General features: G+C 72.5%; 17 protein-coding genes. 6 read left to right on the top strand and 11 right to left on the bottom strand.

Translation table 11 applies throughout. The features are described 5' to 3' along the window. Positions 1-12 precede the first annotated feature (12 nt). From ACFVFH_RS22305 to ACFVFH_RS22290, 4 genes are all read right to left on the bottom strand, one after another. Positions 13-2,184 (bottom strand): 3-hydroxyacyl-CoA dehydrogenase NAD-binding domain-containing protein, encoded by a 2,172-nt coding sequence (locus ACFVFH_RS22305; protein ID WP_383771449.1) that lies wholly within the window; start codon positions 2,182-2,184, stop codon positions 13-15. 39 nt (positions 2,185-2,223) lie between these two features. After that, positions 2,224-3,438 carry an acetyl-CoA C-acetyltransferase gene (locus tag ACFVFH_RS22300; RefSeq protein ID WP_383771447.1) on the bottom strand — a complete coding sequence of 405 codons (1,215 nt, stop codon included), beginning with the start codon at positions 3,436-3,438 and terminating at the stop codon, positions 2,224-2,226. A gap of 33 nt (positions 3,439-3,471) precedes the next feature. Continuing rightward, positions 3,472-4,614 carry an acyl-CoA dehydrogenase family protein gene (locus ACFVFH_RS22295; RefSeq protein WP_383771445.1) on the bottom strand — a complete coding sequence of 381 codons (1,143 nt, stop codon included), beginning with the start codon at positions 4,612-4,614 and terminating at the stop codon, positions 3,472-3,474. 65 nt (positions 4,615-4,679) lie between these two features. After that, complete coding sequence (locus tag ACFVFH_RS22290; protein WP_383771443.1) at positions 4,680-5,813, bottom strand: CaiB/BaiF CoA transferase family protein; 1,134 nt, start codon at positions 5,811-5,813, stop codon at positions 4,680-4,682. Between the two features lie 351 nt (positions 5,814-6,164). Between ACFVFH_RS22290 and ACFVFH_RS22285 the strand changes: the two genes are divergently transcribed. Continuing rightward, positions 6,165-7,355, top strand: a complete 1,191-nt coding sequence (locus tag ACFVFH_RS22285; RefSeq protein ID WP_383771441.1) for a saccharopine dehydrogenase family protein — start codon at positions 6,165-6,167, stop codon at positions 7,353-7,355. Between the two features lie 46 nt (positions 7,356-7,401). On the opposite strand, the gene mmpA is transcribed toward ACFVFH_RS22285, so the two are convergent. From mmpA to ACFVFH_RS22270, 3 genes are all read right to left on the bottom strand, one after another. Continuing rightward, positions 7,402-7,566, bottom strand: coding sequence for a morphogenic membrane protein MmpA (mmpA, locus tag ACFVFH_RS22280; protein WP_383771439.1), 165 nt, complete (start codon positions 7,564-7,566; stop codon positions 7,402-7,404). Positions 7,567-7,752: 186 nt separating this feature from the next. Beyond that, the gene (locus ACFVFH_RS22275) at positions 7,753-8,559 is read right to left on the bottom strand and encodes an alpha/beta fold hydrolase (RefSeq protein ID WP_383771561.1); all 807 of its coding nucleotides are present in this window, start codon (positions 8,557-8,559) and stop codon (positions 7,753-7,755) included. A 153-nt stretch (positions 8,560-8,712) separates the two neighbouring features. Next, complete coding sequence (locus tag ACFVFH_RS22270; protein WP_383771437.1) at positions 8,713-9,390, bottom strand: endonuclease V; 678 nt, start codon at positions 9,388-9,390, stop codon at positions 8,713-8,715. Positions 9,391-9,691: 301 nt separating this feature from the next. Here ACFVFH_RS22270 and ACFVFH_RS22265 point away from each other — a divergent pair, with 301 nt between their 5' ends. Beyond that, positions 9,692-9,991: a YciI family protein gene (locus tag ACFVFH_RS22265; protein ID WP_383771435.1), complete on the top strand. Its 300-nt coding sequence runs from the start codon at positions 9,692-9,694 to the stop codon at positions 9,989-9,991. A gap of 63 nt (positions 9,992-10,054) precedes the next feature. Here ACFVFH_RS22265 and ACFVFH_RS22260 read toward each other — a convergent pair whose 3' ends face one another. Then, complete coding sequence (locus ACFVFH_RS22260) at positions 10,055-11,155, bottom strand: WD40/YVTN/BNR-like repeat-containing protein (protein ID WP_383771433.1); 1,101 nt, start codon at positions 11,153-11,155, stop codon at positions 10,055-10,057. 177 nt (positions 11,156-11,332) lie between these two features. On the opposite strand from ACFVFH_RS22260, the gene ACFVFH_RS22255 reads away from it, so the two are divergent. Next, positions 11,333-11,749: an SsgA family sporulation/cell division regulator gene (locus ACFVFH_RS22255; protein ID WP_383771431.1), complete on the top strand. Its 417-nt coding sequence runs from the start codon at positions 11,333-11,335 to the stop codon at positions 11,747-11,749. A 53-nt stretch (positions 11,750-11,802) separates the two neighbouring features. Here ACFVFH_RS22255 and ACFVFH_RS22250 read toward each other — a convergent pair whose 3' ends face one another. Next, positions 11,803-12,207, bottom strand: a complete 405-nt coding sequence (locus tag ACFVFH_RS22250; protein ID WP_383771429.1) for an ATP-binding protein — start codon at positions 12,205-12,207, stop codon at positions 11,803-11,805. Between the two features lie 216 nt (positions 12,208-12,423). On the opposite strand from ACFVFH_RS22250, the gene ACFVFH_RS22245 reads away from it, so the two are divergent. The 3 genes from ACFVFH_RS22245 to ACFVFH_RS22235 all read left to right on the top strand — a co-directional run bounded on the left by ACFVFH_RS22245 (position 12,424) and on the right by ACFVFH_RS22235 (position 14,723). After that, complete coding sequence (locus tag ACFVFH_RS22245; RefSeq protein ID WP_383771427.1) at positions 12,424-13,275, top strand: Scr1 family TA system antitoxin-like transcriptional regulator; 852 nt, start codon at positions 12,424-12,426, stop codon at positions 13,273-13,275. Between the two features lie 11 nt (positions 13,276-13,286). After that, the gene (locus ACFVFH_RS22240; protein WP_383771425.1) at positions 13,287-13,478 is read left to right on the top strand and encodes a hypothetical protein; all 192 of its coding nucleotides are present in this window, start codon (positions 13,287-13,289) and stop codon (positions 13,476-13,478) included. 270 nt (positions 13,479-13,748) lie between these two features. Further along, positions 13,749-14,723, top strand: a complete 975-nt coding sequence (locus ACFVFH_RS22235) for an acyl-ACP desaturase (RefSeq protein ID WP_344510534.1) — start codon at positions 13,749-13,751, stop codon at positions 14,721-14,723. 85 nt (positions 14,724-14,808) lie between these two features. On the opposite strand, the gene ACFVFH_RS22230 is transcribed toward ACFVFH_RS22235, so the two are convergent. Together ACFVFH_RS22230 and ACFVFH_RS22225 are read right to left on the bottom strand one after the other, a co-directional pair. After that, on the bottom strand, positions 14,809-15,309 hold the full coding sequence (locus ACFVFH_RS22230; RefSeq protein ID WP_383771423.1) for a tetratricopeptide repeat protein: 501 nt from the start codon (positions 15,307-15,309) through the stop codon (positions 14,809-14,811). Between the two features lie 183 nt (positions 15,310-15,492). Next, positions 15,493-15,741, bottom strand: coding sequence for a WhiB family transcriptional regulator (locus ACFVFH_RS22225; protein ID WP_383771421.1), 249 nt, complete (start codon positions 15,739-15,741; stop codon positions 15,493-15,495). Positions 15,742-15,908 lie beyond the last annotated feature (167 nt).

Genomic DNA, 15,908 nt, shown 5'->3' with positions numbered 1-15,908 from the left:
CAGTCGTGGACGTCAGTCGTGGAAGGTCTCGCCCTTCTCGGCCTTCTCCAGGAGCAGCGCGGGCGGCAGGAAGCGGTCGCCGTACCGCTCCGCGAGTTCCCGGGCGCGGGCGACGAAGCCGGGCAGACCGCCCTCGTACCCGTTGATGTACTGGAGCACGCCGCCGGTCCACGGCGGGAAGCCGATCCCCATGATGGAGCCGATGTTGGCGTCGGCGACCGTGAGGAGGACGTTCTCCTCCAGGCAGCGGACGCTGTCCAGGGCCTCGGAGAACAGCATCCGCTCCTTCATGTCGAGGAAGGGGATGTCGGTGTCCGGCCGGGTGAAGTGCTCCCGCAGTCCGGGCCAGAGGCGGGTGCGGCCGCCGTTCTCGTCGTACTCGTAGAAGCCCGCGCCGCCGCTGCGTCCCGTCCGGCCGAACTCGTCGACCATCCGGTCGATCACCGCGTCCGAGGGGTGTCCGGGCCAGGTGCCGCCGGCCTCCTCGACGGCCCGCCTGGTCTCGTTGCGGATCTTGCGGGGCAGGGTCAGCGTCAGCTCGTCCATCAGCGAGAGCACCTTGGCCGGGTAGCCGGACTGCGCCGCGGCCTGTTCCACGGACGCGGGCTCGACGCCCTCGCCGACCATGGCGACGCCCTCGTTGATGAACTGGCCGATGACGCGCGAGGTGAAGAAGCCGCGTGAGTCGTTGACGACGATCGGGGTCTTCTTGATCCGGCGGACCAGGTCGAAGGCGCGGGCCAGCGCCTCGTCACCGGTCTGCTCGCCCTTGATGATCTCCACCAGCGGCATCTTGTCCACGGGCGAGAAGAAGTGCAGTCCGATGAAGTCGGCCGGGCGCGAGACGCCTTCGGCGAGGACGGTGATGGGCAGGGTCGAGGTGTTGGAGCAGAGCAGCGCGTCCGGCTCGACGATGTCCTGGATCTCCTGGAAGACCTTGTGCTTGAGCGCGGTGTCCTCGAAGACGGCCTCGATGACGGCGTCGCAGCCCGCGAGGTCGGCCGGGTCGCCGGTCGGGGTGATCATGGCCAGCAGCTCGTCGCGCTTCGCCTCGGTGGTGCGGCCCCGGGAGAGCGCCTTGTCGAGCAGCTTCTCGCTGTACGCCTTGCCCTTGGCCGCCGCCTCGGCGGAGACGTCCTTGAGCACGACGTCGATCCCGGCGCGGGCGCAGGAGTACGCGATGCCCGCGCCCATCATCCCGGCGCCGAGCACGGCGACCTTGGTGACCTGGCGCTCCTCGATGCCCTTGGGGCGGCTGGCGCCGGAGTTGACGGCCTGGAGGTCGAAGAAGAACGCCTGGATCATGTTCTTCGCGACCTGGCCGGTGACCAGCTCGGTGAAGTAGCGGGCCTCGATGGTCAGGGCGGTCTCGAAGTCGACCTGGGAGCCCTCGACGGCGGCGGCCAGGATGTTGCGGGGCGCGGGCATCGGGGCCCCGGCGAGCTGCTTCTTCAGGTTCGAGGGGAAGGCCGGCAGATTGGCGGCGAACTTCGGGTTGGACGGGGTGCCGCCGGGGATCCGGTATCCCTTGACGTCCCAGGGCTGCTGGGATTCGGGGTGGGCGTCGATGAAGGCGCGGGCCTTTTCGAGCATCTCCTCGCGGGTGGCGGCGACCTCGTGGACCAGACCGTTCTCCAGGGCGCGCCGCGGGGTGTACTGGGTGCCCTGGAGGAGGACCTTCAGCAGGGCGTCGGCGATGCCCATGAGGCGTACGGTGCGGGTGACGCCGCCGCCCGCGGGCAGCAGGCCGAGGGTGACCTCGGGCAGGCCGATCCGGGAACCGGGCGCGTCGAGCGCGACGCGGTGGTGCGAGGCGAGCGCGATCTCGTAACCGCCGCCGAGGGCCGCGCCGTTGATGGCGGCGACCACGGGCTTGCCCAGGGTCTCGATGCGGCGCAGCGAGTTCTTGATGGCGGTGCCGGTGTCGAAGGCCTGCTGGGCGTTCTCGGGACCGACCTTGATCATGTCCTTGAGGTCGCCGCCCGCGAAGAAGCTCTTCTTGGCGGAGGTGTAGATGATGCCGCGGATGGTGTCCTTCTCGGCCTCGGCGCGGTCCGCGACGGCCGCGATGGAGTCCTTGAAGGCCTGGTTCATCGTGTTGGCGGACTGGTCGGGATCGTCGAGTACGAGGGTGACGACGCCGGTCTCGTCCTGTTCCCAGCGGATGGTCGTGCTCTCGGTCATGTGTCTGTCTTCTCCGTAAGCAGGGGTGGCCGGGGACGGTCAGAGACGCTCGATGACGGTGGCGACGCCCATGCCGCCGCCGACGCAGAGGGTGGCGAGGCCGTAGCGCTGGTCGCGGCGCTCCAGTTCGTCGATGAGCGTGCCGAGGATCATCGCGCCGGTGGCGCCGAGCGGGTGGCCGAGGGCGATGGCGCCGCCGTTGACGTTGATCTTGTCGATCGGGAGCTTCATGTCCCGGGCGAAGCGGAGCACGACGCCGGCGAACGCCTCGTTGATCTCGACCAGGTCGATGTCGTCGATGGTCAGCCCGGCCTTGGCGAGCGCCTTGCGGGTGGCGGGGGCGGGGCCGGTCAGCATGATGGTCGGCTCGGAGCCGGAGACGGCGGCGGAGACGATCCGGGCGCGCGGCGTCAGTCCGTGGCGCTCGCCGACCTCCTGGTTGCCGATCACGACGAGCGCGGCGCCGTCGACGATGCCGGAGGAGTTGCCGGCGTGGTGGACGTGGTCGATCTTCTCGACCCAGTGGTACTTCTGGAGCGCCACCGCGTCGAAGCCGCCCATCTCGCCGATCGCCGCGAAGGAGGGCTTGAGTGCGGCGAGCGAGTCGGCGGTGGTGCCGGGCCGCATGTGTTCGTCGTGGTCGAGCACGACGAGGCCGTTGCGGTCCTTGACGGGGACGACGGAGCGCGCGAAGCGGCCGTCCTTCCACGCCTCGGCGGCGCGCTCCTGGGAGAGCGCGGCGAACTCGTCCACGTCGCGGCGGGAGAAGCCCTCGATGGTGGCGATGAGGTCGGCGCCGACGCCCTGCGGGGCGAAGCCGGTCTCGAAGTTGGTCATCGGGTCCATCGCCCAGGCGCCGCCGTCGGAGCCCATCGGGACGCGGGACATCGACTCGACGCCGCCCGCGAGCACGAGGTCCTCCCAGCCCGAGCGGACCTTCGCGGCGGCCAGGTTGACGGCCTCCAGGCCCGAGGCGCAGAAGCGGTTCTCCTGGACTCCGGCGACGGTGTCCGGGAGCCCGGCGGCGATGGCGGCGATACGGGCGATGTCGGAGCCCTGGTCGCCGAGCGGGCTGACCACGCCGAGGACGATGTCGTCGATGGCCGCCGGGTCGAGGCCGGGGAAGCGGCCGCGGATCTCATGGATGAGGCCGACGACCAGGTCGATCGGCTTGGTGCCGTGCAGGGCGCCGTTGGCCTTGCCGCGGCCGCGCGGGGTGCGGATCGCGTCGTAGACGAATGCTTCGGTACTCAAGTCAGCAGCCTTTCGGGGTGGTTGTGCGACGGGTCAGGCGAGCAGCGAGCGGCCGATGATCTCCTTCATGATCTCGGTCGTGCCGCCGTAGATGGTCTGGATACGGCCGTCGGTGAACGCCCTGGCGATCGGATACTCCGTCATGTAGCCGTAGCCGCCGTGCAGTTGGAGACAGCGGTCGGCGACGCGCTTCTGCAGTTCGGTGGCCCACCACTTGGCCATCGAGGCGTGCACGGCGTCGAGGGTCCCGTCGCAGTGGTCGACGATGCAGCGGTCGAGGAAGGCGCGGGTGACGGCGCACTCGGTGGCCATCTCGGCGATCTCGAACCTGATGTGCTGGAGCTTGGCGAGCGGCCGTCCGAAGGCCTCGCGCTCCTTGACGTACCGTGTGGTGATCTCCAGCAGGTGTTCCGCCGCGGCGATTCCGGCCACCGCTATGCCCATGCGCTCCTGCGCGAGGTTGGTCATCAGATGGATGAAGGCGCCGTCCCGCTCACCGAGCAGGTTCTCCTTGGGCACGCGCACGTCGTTGAAGAACAGCTCGGCGGTGTCCTGGGACTTCTGGCCGATCTTGTCGAGGTTGCGTCCCCGCTCGAAGCCCTCCGCGCCGCGTTCGACGACGATCAGCGAGAGCCCCTTCGCGCCGCCCTGCGGGGTGGTCTTCGCGACGACGACGACCAGGTCGGCGAGGATGCCGTTGGAGATGAAGGTCTTGGACCCGTTGAGCAGCCAGTGGTCGCCCTTGTCCTCGGCGGTGGTGCGGATGCCCTGGAGGTCGGAGCCCGCGCCGGGCTCGGTCATGGCGATGGCGGTGATGGTCCTGCCGCTGCAGAAGCCGGGCAGCCAGCGCCGCTTCTGCGCGTCGGTGGCCAGACCGGTGAGGTAGGGACCGATGATGTCGTTGTGCAGCCCGAGCGCGAGGCCGGGGGTGCCGGCCCGGGTGAACTCCTCGGCGAGCACGGCGCTGTAGCGGAAGTCGGTGTTGCCGCCGCCCCCGTACTCCTCGGGTACGGCGAGGCCCAGCAGCCCCTGGCGGCCGGCCGCGAGCCAGGCCTCGCGGGAGACGATGCCGTCCCGCTCCCACTGCTCGTAGTGCGGGAGGACCTCCTTGCTGAGGAAGGTGCGCACGGTCTCGCGGAACGCGTCGTGCTCTTCGGTGAAGATCTGCCGCTGCACTGCGGGCCTCCTGGAGCCGGTTCTCGGGGTGGGCGCGGGCCGGGCCGGTCGGGGCCCGGCGGGGATCACGGTGCCGCGAGACCGGGTACGTCCCAGTCGGCGGCGACGGCCGCGGTGTCCGCACCGGGTCGCGCGGGGCCCCGGCGTACGGAGGCGGGGGTCGCGGAGAATCGGGGCGCGGGCGCAGGCTGGGTGAGGCCGCCGTGCTCGACGAAGGTGGCGCGGGCGGCGATGTGCGGGTGGTGGGGCGCCTCGCGGAGCGAGAGGACCGGGGCGACGCAGGCGTCCGATCCCTCGAACACCTCGGTCCACTCGGCACGCGTACGGGTCCGGAACCGGTCGGCGACGACCGTGCGCAGCTCCTCCCACCGGGTGATGTCGCTCCGGTCCGGGGCCGTGTCCTCGATGCCGAGGAGCCTGCCGAACTCCTCGTAGAACCGCTGCTCCAGCGGCCCGACCGCCATGTACTGGCCGTCGGCGGTCTCGTAGGTGCCGTAGAACGGGCAGCCGCCGTCCAGGAGGTTGGAGCCGCGCCGGTCCTGCCAGCCGCCGGCCGCCAGCATGCCGTGGATCATCGTGGCGAGGTGGGCGGCCCCGTCCACGATCGCGGCGTCCACGACCTGACCCCGGCCGCCGGGGGTGCGGGCGTGCTGGAGCGCGGCGAGCACCCCGACGACGAGATAGAGCGAACCGCCCGCGTAGTCCCCGACGAGATTGGCCGGGAGGACGGGCGGCTCCCCGGCCCTGCCGATCATGGAGAGGGTGCCGGTCAGCGCGATGTAGGCGGCATCGTGCCCGGCCCGTTCGGCGAGCGGTCCGTCCTGGCCCCAGCCGGTCATCCGCCCGTACACGAGCCGCGGATTGCGGGCCAGCGCGGCATCGGGTCCGACGCCGAGACGTTCGGCGACACCCGGGCGGTAACCCTCGATCAGGATGTCGGCGCGCTCGGCCAGTTCGAGCACCGCGGCGGCTCCGCCCTCGGCCTTGAGGTCGACGAGCACGGAACGCTTGTTGCGGTTGGTGAGGTCGTACGCGGGGTCGATGCCCAGCCCGGCGCCGCCGGGCCGGTCGACCCTGACGACGTCCGCACCGAGATCGGCCAGGAGCATCGCGGCGAACGGGCCGGGCCCGATGCCTGCCAGTTCGACCACCCGCACCCCTGCCAGCGGGCCGTGCGAGCCGTGGTCCGTCGTTGCCATCAAGCCCCCAGCGGTATGACACAACTGATGTAACATCGATGATGCTAAGAACGCACCGCGCTCCGCACAACCCTTTTGGCCGAGCAAGCGCTTAGAGCGTCCGGCGGCACGCGGCACGGGTGGAGCAGCGGGCCGGGCGCCCGCGTCGCGGGGCGGAGGAGCGAGCCGTGGTGACCGACGCCGCCGCGAGGCGCGTGCCCCGGCCCCGCGCCGCCGCGCGATCCGCTGCCGGACGTTCCGAGTGCTTCCTCCGGATCCTCCCCCACCGGTGCCGCCCTGCCGCACACCGCCACGACCCCCTCCGCTAACCTCTGGCTGCCACACCGGCACCAGCCCCCCGCGGAGGCACGCGTGAACAGGCAGAACGACGCACGACGCCCCTATGACGTGGTCCTTTTCGGCGCCACCGGTTTCGTGGGCGCCCTCACCGCCGAATATCTGGCCGCCCACGCACCCGCCGGCTGCCGCTGGGCGGTGGCCGGACGCGACCGGGCCAAGCTGGAGCGCCTGCGTGAACGGCTCGCCGCGAGCGACCCGCGCCACGCGGACCTCCCGCTGCTGCACGCCGACGCCGACGACGCGCACGCCCTGCGCGAACTCGCCGAATCGGCCCATGTGGTGGCCACGACGGTGGGCCCCTACGTCTGGTACGGCGAGAAGCTGGTGGCGGCCTGCGCCGAGGCGGGGACGGACTACGCGGACCTCACCGGTGAGGCGGAGTTCGTGGACCGGATGTATCTGGAGCACGACGCGCGGGCCCGCGAGACCGGGGCCCGGATCGTGCACGCCTGCGGCTTCGACTCGGTGCCGCACGACCTCGGGGTGTACTTCACCGTCCGGCAGCTCCCGCGGGACGTGCCGCTGGCCGTCGACGGGTTCGTACGCAGCAACGCCCTCTTCTCCGGCGGTACGTTCGCCTCGGCGCTCACCGCGATGGGCCGGGGGCCGCGGATGCTGGGCGCGGCCCGGGAACGGCGGCTGCACGAGCCCCGGCTGGTCGCCCGCAGGGCCCGTGCCCCGCTCGGCGCGCCGCACTTCAGCGCGGAGACCGGCACCTGGGCGCTCCCGCTGCCGACCCTGGACCCCCGGGTCGTCGAGCGCTCCGCGCGGGCGCTCGCCCGGTACGGCCCCGACTTCCGCTACCGCCACTTCGCCTCGGTACGGCACCTGCCCATGGCCCTCGGCGGTGCCGCCGCGGTCGGCGCGCTGCTGGGTGCCGCACAGGTTCCGGCGGCCCGGTCCTGGCTGATGGACCGGTACGAGCCGGGCCGGGGCCCGGACGCGGAGCGGCGCGCGCGCAGCTGGTTCACCGTGCGCTTCGTCGGCGCGGGCGGCGGCCACCGGGTCTTCACCGAGGTCTCGGGCGGCGACCCCGGCTACGGCGAGACGGCGAAGATGCTGGCCCAGTCCGCGCTCTGCCTCGCCCTGGACGAACTCCCGCCGACCTCGGGGCAGGTCACCACGGCCGCCGCGATGGGGGACGCGCTCCTGGAGCGGCTGCGCTCGGCCGGTCTGCGCTTCCGGGTGGCGGCCACCCGCTGAGCCGTACGGGCGCCGGGCGGGAGCGGCGGCGTTCGGCGGGGCGGGCTCAGAGCGCCCAGGACACCAGCGTGACGATCATCGAGACGGCCCAGGCCACCCCCGCGATCATGCCGAGTGTCATCCCCACCGCGACCCGGCGCTGAGCGAGATAGACGGTGCCGGGTCGTGTGGACGTTCGATGTTCGTTCATATGGGCAAGCTTGCCGGTCATGATCGGCAAACGGTATCCGTACGGGTACTCAGCTTGTCCCACGACCTGCGCTGCCTGCCGCGCCGTCCCGGCGGAGTGGACCGCGCCCGCCGGACACACCAGGCCGTTCTCCGCGTCCCGAGCCGGAGCGGGCAGGAGGACGACGGCGGGCGCGGCTTCCCGAACGGGTCCGCCGATCCGTCGTCCTCAGCCCCCGGCGCGCGACGCGTGCGGGTCCGGGCCGGACGGCCCTGGCGCGCCGCGTACGAATCTCCGCAGGTGCGCACGGGTGACTTCGGGCTGTTCGAGCCAGGGTTCGTGTCCCGCGGCCTCGATCCGGGTCAGCGGGACACCGAGCCGCCGCGCGAGTGACGCGAGTGCCGACACCGGGCGGGGGTCCTCCGCTCCGCCGAGGATCTCCGCCCGCGCGGGCAGGCGGTCGCGCAGCTCGTCGAGATGCCGGTCGAGCGGGTCCGCACGCCCTTCCTCGCCCAGCTCACGGTTCATGGCCCAGTTGACCGGGCGGCGTTGCCGGGCTCCCTGCTCGGCCCAGCGCCGGCCTCGTACGGGGTCGGCGTGGTCGGTGAACCAGGAGAGCGCGAGCAACTCGGTCTCCTGGTCCTTCGTGCGGTGCGCCGAGCGCTGCAACTCCTGGAGCCGTTCCCGCTGCGCCGGGGTCATGCGGCGCTCACGTGCCGCCCGGTCGCCCGTGCGCCACTCGCCGACGAACGGTCCGCACATCAGCAGCATCGCGGCCACCCGGCCCGGGTGCGCGAGGCAGAAGCGGGCGGCCAGGGCGGCTCCGTAGGAGTGTCCGACCAGCACCGCCGAGGGCGCTTCCCAGGCGTCGAGGAGCTCGGCGAGGTCGTCGACGTGCCGGGCGAAGGTGTGACGGCCCTGCCACGGGGACCCGGCCGTACCGCGCTGGTCGTAGCGGTACACGGGCGCGAGGTCCGCCACGGTCGCGGCGACGTCGTGCAGGTAGTCCGGCAGTCCCGGCCCGCCGTGGAGCATGACCACGGGGGGCCTCCGCGTGGTGTCGCCCCGCGCCACCCAGCGGATTCGTGCCCCGTCGCCCGTCGCCGTCCGGCCCCGCGTCTCCCTCTCGTCCACCGCACAGAACCTACCGGCGGCCCGCCGGATCCGGCCAGGGGCCGGGGAGCGGGCTCAGACGGTCGCCTCCCGCAGGGTCCGCCGGCAGAGCGCGTCGGCCCTGCGGGTGGTCTCCGGCTGGCGGAAGTCACGGGCCAGCAGCAGGGTGTGGGCGCAGGCGTTGTCCAGGCCGGTCCGGTGCCCGACGGAGACGAAGACGGGTTTGACCCCGTCCTGGGTGCGCAGCGCCCGGCCGACCTCCTCCTCACCGTCCAGCAACGGCGACCAGTCGCCCCGGCGGGGGCCCGGCTGCTCGTAGGAGAAGGTGAAGGGGTTCTTGGCGACGCCGAACACCGGGAGACCGGTGAGCACCCCGAGGTGGGCGGCGAGCCCGAAGCGGCGCGGGTGCGCCCGGCCGTATCCGTCGCAGATCACGAGCCCCGGGTCGACCGGCAGGGATTCGAGGGCGGCCAGCACGGTCGGGATCTCCCGGAAGGCGAGGAGGCCGGGGACGTACGGGAAGGTGATCCGGCCCACGGCGGTGGTCTCGGCGACCACGTCGAGCGTCGCCGCGTCCAGGACGACCGCGGCCGCGACGACGGCATCGCGCTCGTCGTCGTAGGCGACATCGACCCCGGTGACCCGCCCGGTGCCGGGCGGCGGGCCGGGTTCGTCGAGCACCACGCGGGTGCGCAGGGCGTCCTGGACGGCTCGGGCCTCGGCCTCGTCGGCCGGCATCGGAAGGTCTGTCATCGTGACGCCGAGTCTAAGGGCTGTCCCGTACGTCCTGGCGGGCGCGCGGCGACAGCCACGGCACCTCGCCGCGTTGTCGGAACGCCCGGACACATCCGGTATTCGGGCGCCCCTGCGCCTCGCGGCGCACCGCGTCCGACTCCGCGCGCCGATCCACCGGGAATCACGGGACAGCCCCGGGGGTCTTTCGCCCGGATCACGCCGGGGCCGTGTGCCCCGCTCCCCGGTCCCGGCCCGATCCGGGCGAAAGACCCGGACGGTGCCCGGGGGCCGCCGGGACGCGTCCCGTAGCCTGGCGATCATGTTCGTACTGGAGTTGACCTACACCGCCCCCGTCGAGCGCGTGGACGCGCTGCTGCCGGACCACGTCGCCTGGCTGGACACGCAGTACGCGGCCGGGGTGTTCATCGCCTCGGGCCGCAAGAACCCGCGCGACGGCGGGGTGATCCTCGCCGTGGGCGACGACCGCGCCCGGATCGAGGAGACGGTCGCGGCCGATCCGTTCGCGCGGCAGGGCGTCTGCGCGTACCGGATCACGGAGTTCATCGCGACGAAGACCTCGGAGGAACTCGCCCCGTACCGGCAGCAGTTGCCCGGATAGCGGGCTCTGCCCCCGGAGGCGGGCGGGGATCTCGTCCCGCCCCCGGAGGAGTCGCGGCCGCGCTCAGCGCCCCGCGCGCGCCACCCGTCCCTGCTCGCCCGCGGCCCAGCAGCCGCCGTCCGGTGCGCAGTCGACGGTGTCGTACGACCCGGTGTCGACCGTGCGCCAGGTGCGGCCGCCGTCCGTGGTGAGGTCGGTTCCGGTCGGGCCGACCGCCAGCGCGCCGGACCTGCTGTGCGGCAGCCAGGCGACCCCCGAGCGATAGGCGGGCGGCGGGGCCGCGGCCTGCCGCCAGGTGCGGCCGCCGTCGCCCGTCACGGCCGCGGCGTCCGGCGAGGGCTCCCCGGCCCGGTAGTCGCCGCCGACCGCGATGCCGTGGTGCCGGTCGCGGAAGGCCAGTCCGAAGACGCCCCGGGCCGGGTCGCCGGCCGGGATCGTCGACGCGGACGCGGTCCAGGTCAGCCCGCGGTCCGCGGAGTGCAGCACCCGCGCGGTGGCGGCGCCGCCGGTCGCCAGCCAGACGTCCCGGGGACCCGAGGAGACCAGGCACTGGCCGCTGGCGGCGAACCCCGCCTCGCCCGGCTGCGCCTCGGGCATGCCCCGGGTGGGCAGCACCCGCCAGTTCCGGCCGCCGTCCGCGGTGGACAGGATGCGGTATCTGCCGTCCACCGGATCGCTCATCGCCAGCCCGTGCCTGCTGTCGAAGAAGGTGAGGCAGTCGTAGAAGGCACGCGCGTCGGTGTTGCGGAACGACTCCGTCCAGGTCGCTCCCCCGTCGTCGGTGCGGTACACCCGGGAGGCCTCGCCCTCGCCGATGGCCAGCGCCACCGCGCGCCGGGCGTCGAAGGCCTCGATGTCGCGGAACTCCAGCGCCTCCTGTGCCGCGCCCGGCGGTGACACGTCGCGCCAGTGCCGGCCGCCGTCGGAGGTGCGCAGCACCGTGCCCTTCGTACCCGCGACCCAGGCGGTGCGGCGGCTCACGGCGGCGAGGCCGCGGAAGCGGGCGTCGGTCCCGGTGTCGGTGAGCGTCCAGACCGGCCGCTCGCCGGGCCGGTGCCGGTCCCCCGGAGCCGCCGCGGCGGGCGGTGCGGCCAGTGCGGCGGTCAGCGCGGCCGCGCAGAGCCCCCATGACATCAGTCGTCTCGTCTTCCCCTTGACCCTCATGGCGCTGGAAGCTAGCCCACGAGCCGGGCCCCGTCCAGGGCTCGCCGGGAACGGGCCGCGCGGCGCGGCCGCGGGCGGTGACGCAGCTCACGCCCCCTTCCGGTGCACGGATGCGGGGCCTCCGTCGTCTTCATCGGTGCCGGGAACCGTTCATCTGGCCGAGAAAGGGAGCAGGTCTTGTCCACCGTCATCCAGCAGTCCGTGCAGGCCCGCATGGTCGCATCCGCGCCGCGGATGGAGACCCTTCCCGCCACCTTGCAGTACGACCCGAAGGATCCGTTCGCCGTGCGCATGGCCTTCCCCGCCCCGGCGACCCTGGAAGGCACCGAGGTCGCCTGGGAGTTCTCCCGGGAGCTGCTGACCGCGGGGATGGACGGACCGGCCGGTGTGGGGGACGTACGCGTCAGGCCGTTCGGCTACGACCGTACGGTCCTGGAGTTCCACGCCGCCGAGGGCATCGCCATGGTGCACGTCCGCACGGCGGAGCTGCGGCGCTTCCTGGAACGGGCGCAGGACATGGTGCCGGCCGGCGACGAGCACCGGTTCCTGGACCTGGACGGCAGTCTGACCGATCTGCTCGGCGGCCCCTGCTGACCGCGCGCGCGGCGGCCCGCACCGCCGGGGGCGCCGTGCGCGGACGGTGCGGGTCACCGGTGGAGTAAGGCCCAGGCCTTGCAGCCGCCCGACGGAGTCAGCGCGGGCGCCAGGCCCCAGTCCCCGCCGTGCGCGTCGACCGCGGCGGCCAGCAGCCACATGCTCTCGTTGCGGCGCTCGCGGCACCGCTCGGACGTCACGGCCGAGCCGTGGGAGGGGTGCTGGTCGTAGAGCGTGATGCGGAGGGCGTCGAACTGCCAGTGCACCCGCAGCAGCATCTCCCGGTCCGGGGTGAACCGGTAGGCGGTGCCGACCAGTTCGGAGGCGGCCAGGACCGCCGTCTCCCGCAGCTCCGCGAGGCCGTGCCGGGTGAGGAGGTCGCCGACGGCCCCGCGTGCGAGACCGGCGCAGAAGGCGCCGCCGGGCAGTGCGAACGAATAACTCAGGTTGTCGGCCACCGGCGGGTGGGGCCCGGCAGGTGCGACAGCCGGGAGACAACGCAGTGCGCCTTTCATCAAGATGCTCACATTTCGGTAATTGTGGTGACGATCACACATAGGCGCGGTCGCCCCGTGTGAGACTTGCGCTACCGACCGTAGCGCACCATGGAGCACAGTGCTACCAGTTGTGCGCTTCCGGTCATTTCGTTCCCCCTCACCGGAAGGAGCCATTCCGTGCCGCCCAGAAGCACCCCGACCGCCCGGCAGCAGCGACTCGGGTACGAACTGCGCAAACTGCGCGAGCAGTCGGGCATGCCGGTGCAGCAGGCCGCCGCCCTGCTCGGCGTCGACCGCACCCGCATCCCGAACATCGAATCGGGACGGTTCGGCATCAGCGCCGAGCGGGTGCGCACACTCGCGTTCAACTACGGATGCCCGGACACCGGACTGGTCGACCTGCTCGCCGCGATGGCCCAGGAACGCGCCAGGGGCTGGTGGGAGGAGCATCGCGGCATGCTGCTGCCCGCCCTGCTCGACATCGCCGAACTCGAATACCACGCGGCGGAGTTGACCACCTCCACCACCACACACATCCCCGGTCTGCTCCAGACCGAGGAGCACGCGCGGGCCGTCTTCGACACCGCCGATCCGCGCCTGCCCGGACCCGATCTGCTGGCCCGGCTCTCGCTGCGGCTGCGCCGCCAGGAGGTGCTGGAACGGGACGTTCCGCCGCTGTACGAATCCGTGATCCACGAGGCGGCGCTGCGCATGCAGTTCGGCGGCCCGAAGGTGGCGCGGGCCCAGCTCGACCACATCCTCGGGCAGTCCGAGCGGGACCGGATCACCGTCCGGGTGATCCCGTTCGCGGCCGGCGGTTTCCCGGGCGCGGGACAGTCGTTCACCTACGTGGGCGCGGCGGTGCCGCAGCTCGACACCGTACAGCTCGACTCCTCGCATGGTTCGATGCTGCTGGACTCCGACATGCAACTGCGCCGCTACCGCGGCCTGTTGGAGCGCCTGCGCGCACTCGCGATGCCTGCCGAGGAGTCGCGCGACTTCATCCGTTCCATAGCCCAGGACCTCTGAGGAGAGTGACCATGACCGACATCCGGTGGGACGAAGCCTTCTGCAGCGAGGGCGCCAACTGCTTCCGCTTCGGACTCGACGACCAGGGCAGGGCGTACATCGGCTCCACCACGGACGCCACCACATACGTCAGCGACTCCCTGGAGGCACTGCGGGCGCTGATCTCCGCGGTGAAGTCCGGCGCGGCCGACCATCTGCTCTGACCGTGCGGCCCGACCGTGCCGTCGCCCCCACGCGTCCGCTCCGAGTACGCCGACAGCTCAGAGCGCCCCGCGGCCGGGGGCCGGCCGGTCCCGGCGCCCACCGTCCGTCACCGGAGGCACGGCGGTTCGGAGGCGGGCCACACCCCCACGCATAACGTTACGTAACCGGGCATCGGGGCGACCGGGTTGGCGGTGGGCTTACCTCCGCTTTAACCTACGGTCTCGTAACCTACGTATCCGTAGGTAATTCTCCCGTCCCCAGGAGTCCCCGTGACGATCACCGCTCCCCACCTCGGCAGCCCCAAGGCGTGGACCGACGCCCAGCTGCTGTACGCCCTGGAAGAGGTGGTGGAGAAGGAGCTCAACCGCCATCTCAAGGTCGCCAAGGACTGGATGCCCCACGAGTACGTGCCGTTCTCCGACGGACGGAACTTCCCCGGCGTCTTCGAGGACGGCGAGGCCTGGCAGGCCGACCAGTCCAAGGTCACCGACATCGGCAAGATCGCCCTGGTGGTGAACCTGCTGACCGAGGACAACCTCCCCAGCTACCACCACGAGATCGCCTCCCTCTTCGGCCGTGACGGCGCCTGGGGCACCTGGGTGCACCGCTGGACGGCGGAGGAGGGCCGGCACGGCATCGTGATGCGTGACTACCTGCTCACGTCGCGGGCGGTCGACCCGGACAAGCTGGAGCAGTTCCGGATGGCGCACATGGCGGAGGGCTTCGAGTCGGACAACCGCCACTCGATGCTGCACTCCGTGGCGTATGTGGCGTTCCAGGAGCTGGCCACCCGCGTCTCGCACCGCAACACCGGCCATCAGTCGGGCGACCCGGTCTGCGACCGCATGCTGGCGCGGATCGCGACCGACGAGAACCTGCACATGGTCTTCTACCGCAACCTCCTCGGCGCGGCCTTCGAGCTGGCGCCCGACCTGACGATGCAGGCCGTGCGCGACGTCGTCGTCAACTTCCGGATGCCCGGTCACGGCATGCCGGGCTTCGAGCGGGCCGCCGCGCAGATGGCGATCGGCGAGATCTACAACATGCGCATCCACCACGACGACGTGATCCAGCCCGTGCTGCGCTACCTGAAGGTCCTCTCCATCGACGGCCTGGGCCCCGAGGGCCTGAAGGCGCAGGAGGAACTGGGGCTGTACATGGGCGGCCTGGACAGCGAGGCGTCGAAGTTCGACGAGAAGCTGGCGGCGCGCAAGGCGCGGATGGCGGCGCGCGCCGGGGCCTGACGGCCCCGGAGGCCGCCGGTCCGCCGGAGGGGAGAGGGGCGCCGTCGCGGCGCTCCGCCCTGCGGACCGGGGGCGCCGACCGGTCTCACACCGTCGCGTGCAGGTCCCGCGCGTAGTACTCGATCGCCGCCCGGTACTCATGCACGGACGGATCGGTGCTGCCGGACGCGAGCAGTTCCAGCAGCAGCCGCATGGCCTCGTGGTGCTCGCCGGTATTGAAGAGAGCCATCGCGAGGAACGTCCGCAGCGCACCGTCACCGGGGAACTCCTCGGCCCCGCCGCGCAGCACCTCGACGGCCTTCTCGTACCGCCCGAGCACCCGATAGGTGCTGCCCAGCCCGAGCAGAGCGCCCCTGCGGTCCTCCTCCGACAGCCCGGTCCCGGCCAGGGAGCGTACGTAGAAGGGCACCGCCTCGGCCTCCAGGCCGAGCACATCGTGGGCCCAGGCCGTCTGGTACGCGATCTCCGCGTCCTCGGGGAGCGCGGCGGCGAGGGTCAGCAGCCGCTGCCGTGCCTCCTCCTGACGGCCCTCGGTGCGCAGCCGCACCGCCGTCGCGAGCAGATCGTCCCGGTCGTGATCGTTCATCCGGACATCGTCCCAGGCCGGGCCGGCCGTCCTGATACGGCCCCCGGTCCCGGACGTCGGCCGCCCGCCGCACGCCCCGCCGCCCGGCGCCGCGGTTCCCGGGGCGAGCCGCCCTGCGGCACGGCACGCCGCGCCGTGGCCGGTACGGCCCGTCCCCGCGCGCCCGCAGCGCGTGGGGACGGGCTACGCGCGGTCGGCTCTGCGCAGCCGCTCCCGCTCCTTTTCGGACAGTCCGCCCCAGACGCCGAAACGCTCGTCGTTGGCGAGGGCGTATTCCAGACAGGCCTCGCGCCCCTCGCAGGCGTTGCAGAGCTGCTTGGCCTCACGGGTCGAGCTGCCGGGGGCCGGGAAGAAGAACTCGGGCCCCGCCTGGGCGCACAGCGCTGTCTCCTGCCAGGCGAGAGCGGGGTCGGTCACGGTGTTGATCAGCATGCGGTCCACAGTGCCCGGTCGCGATAAACGACTGATCAACGCGCCATCAATGCGGCGCGCCGATGACTTCCGGTCAGCTCTGCGGCACCCTCGTGGCCGGGACCGGGCCGGGCCCCGTCTTCGGACTGCCGCCTGCCGTGCGGTGCCCGGCACGCACGCCCGCCGGG

This window comes from Streptomyces sp. NPDC057697, assembly GCF_042799335.1.
Taxonomy (GTDB): domain Bacteria; phylum Actinomycetota; class Actinomycetes; order Streptomycetales; family Streptomycetaceae; genus Streptomyces.
This window is presented reverse-complemented; position numbering and strand designations above follow the sequence as displayed.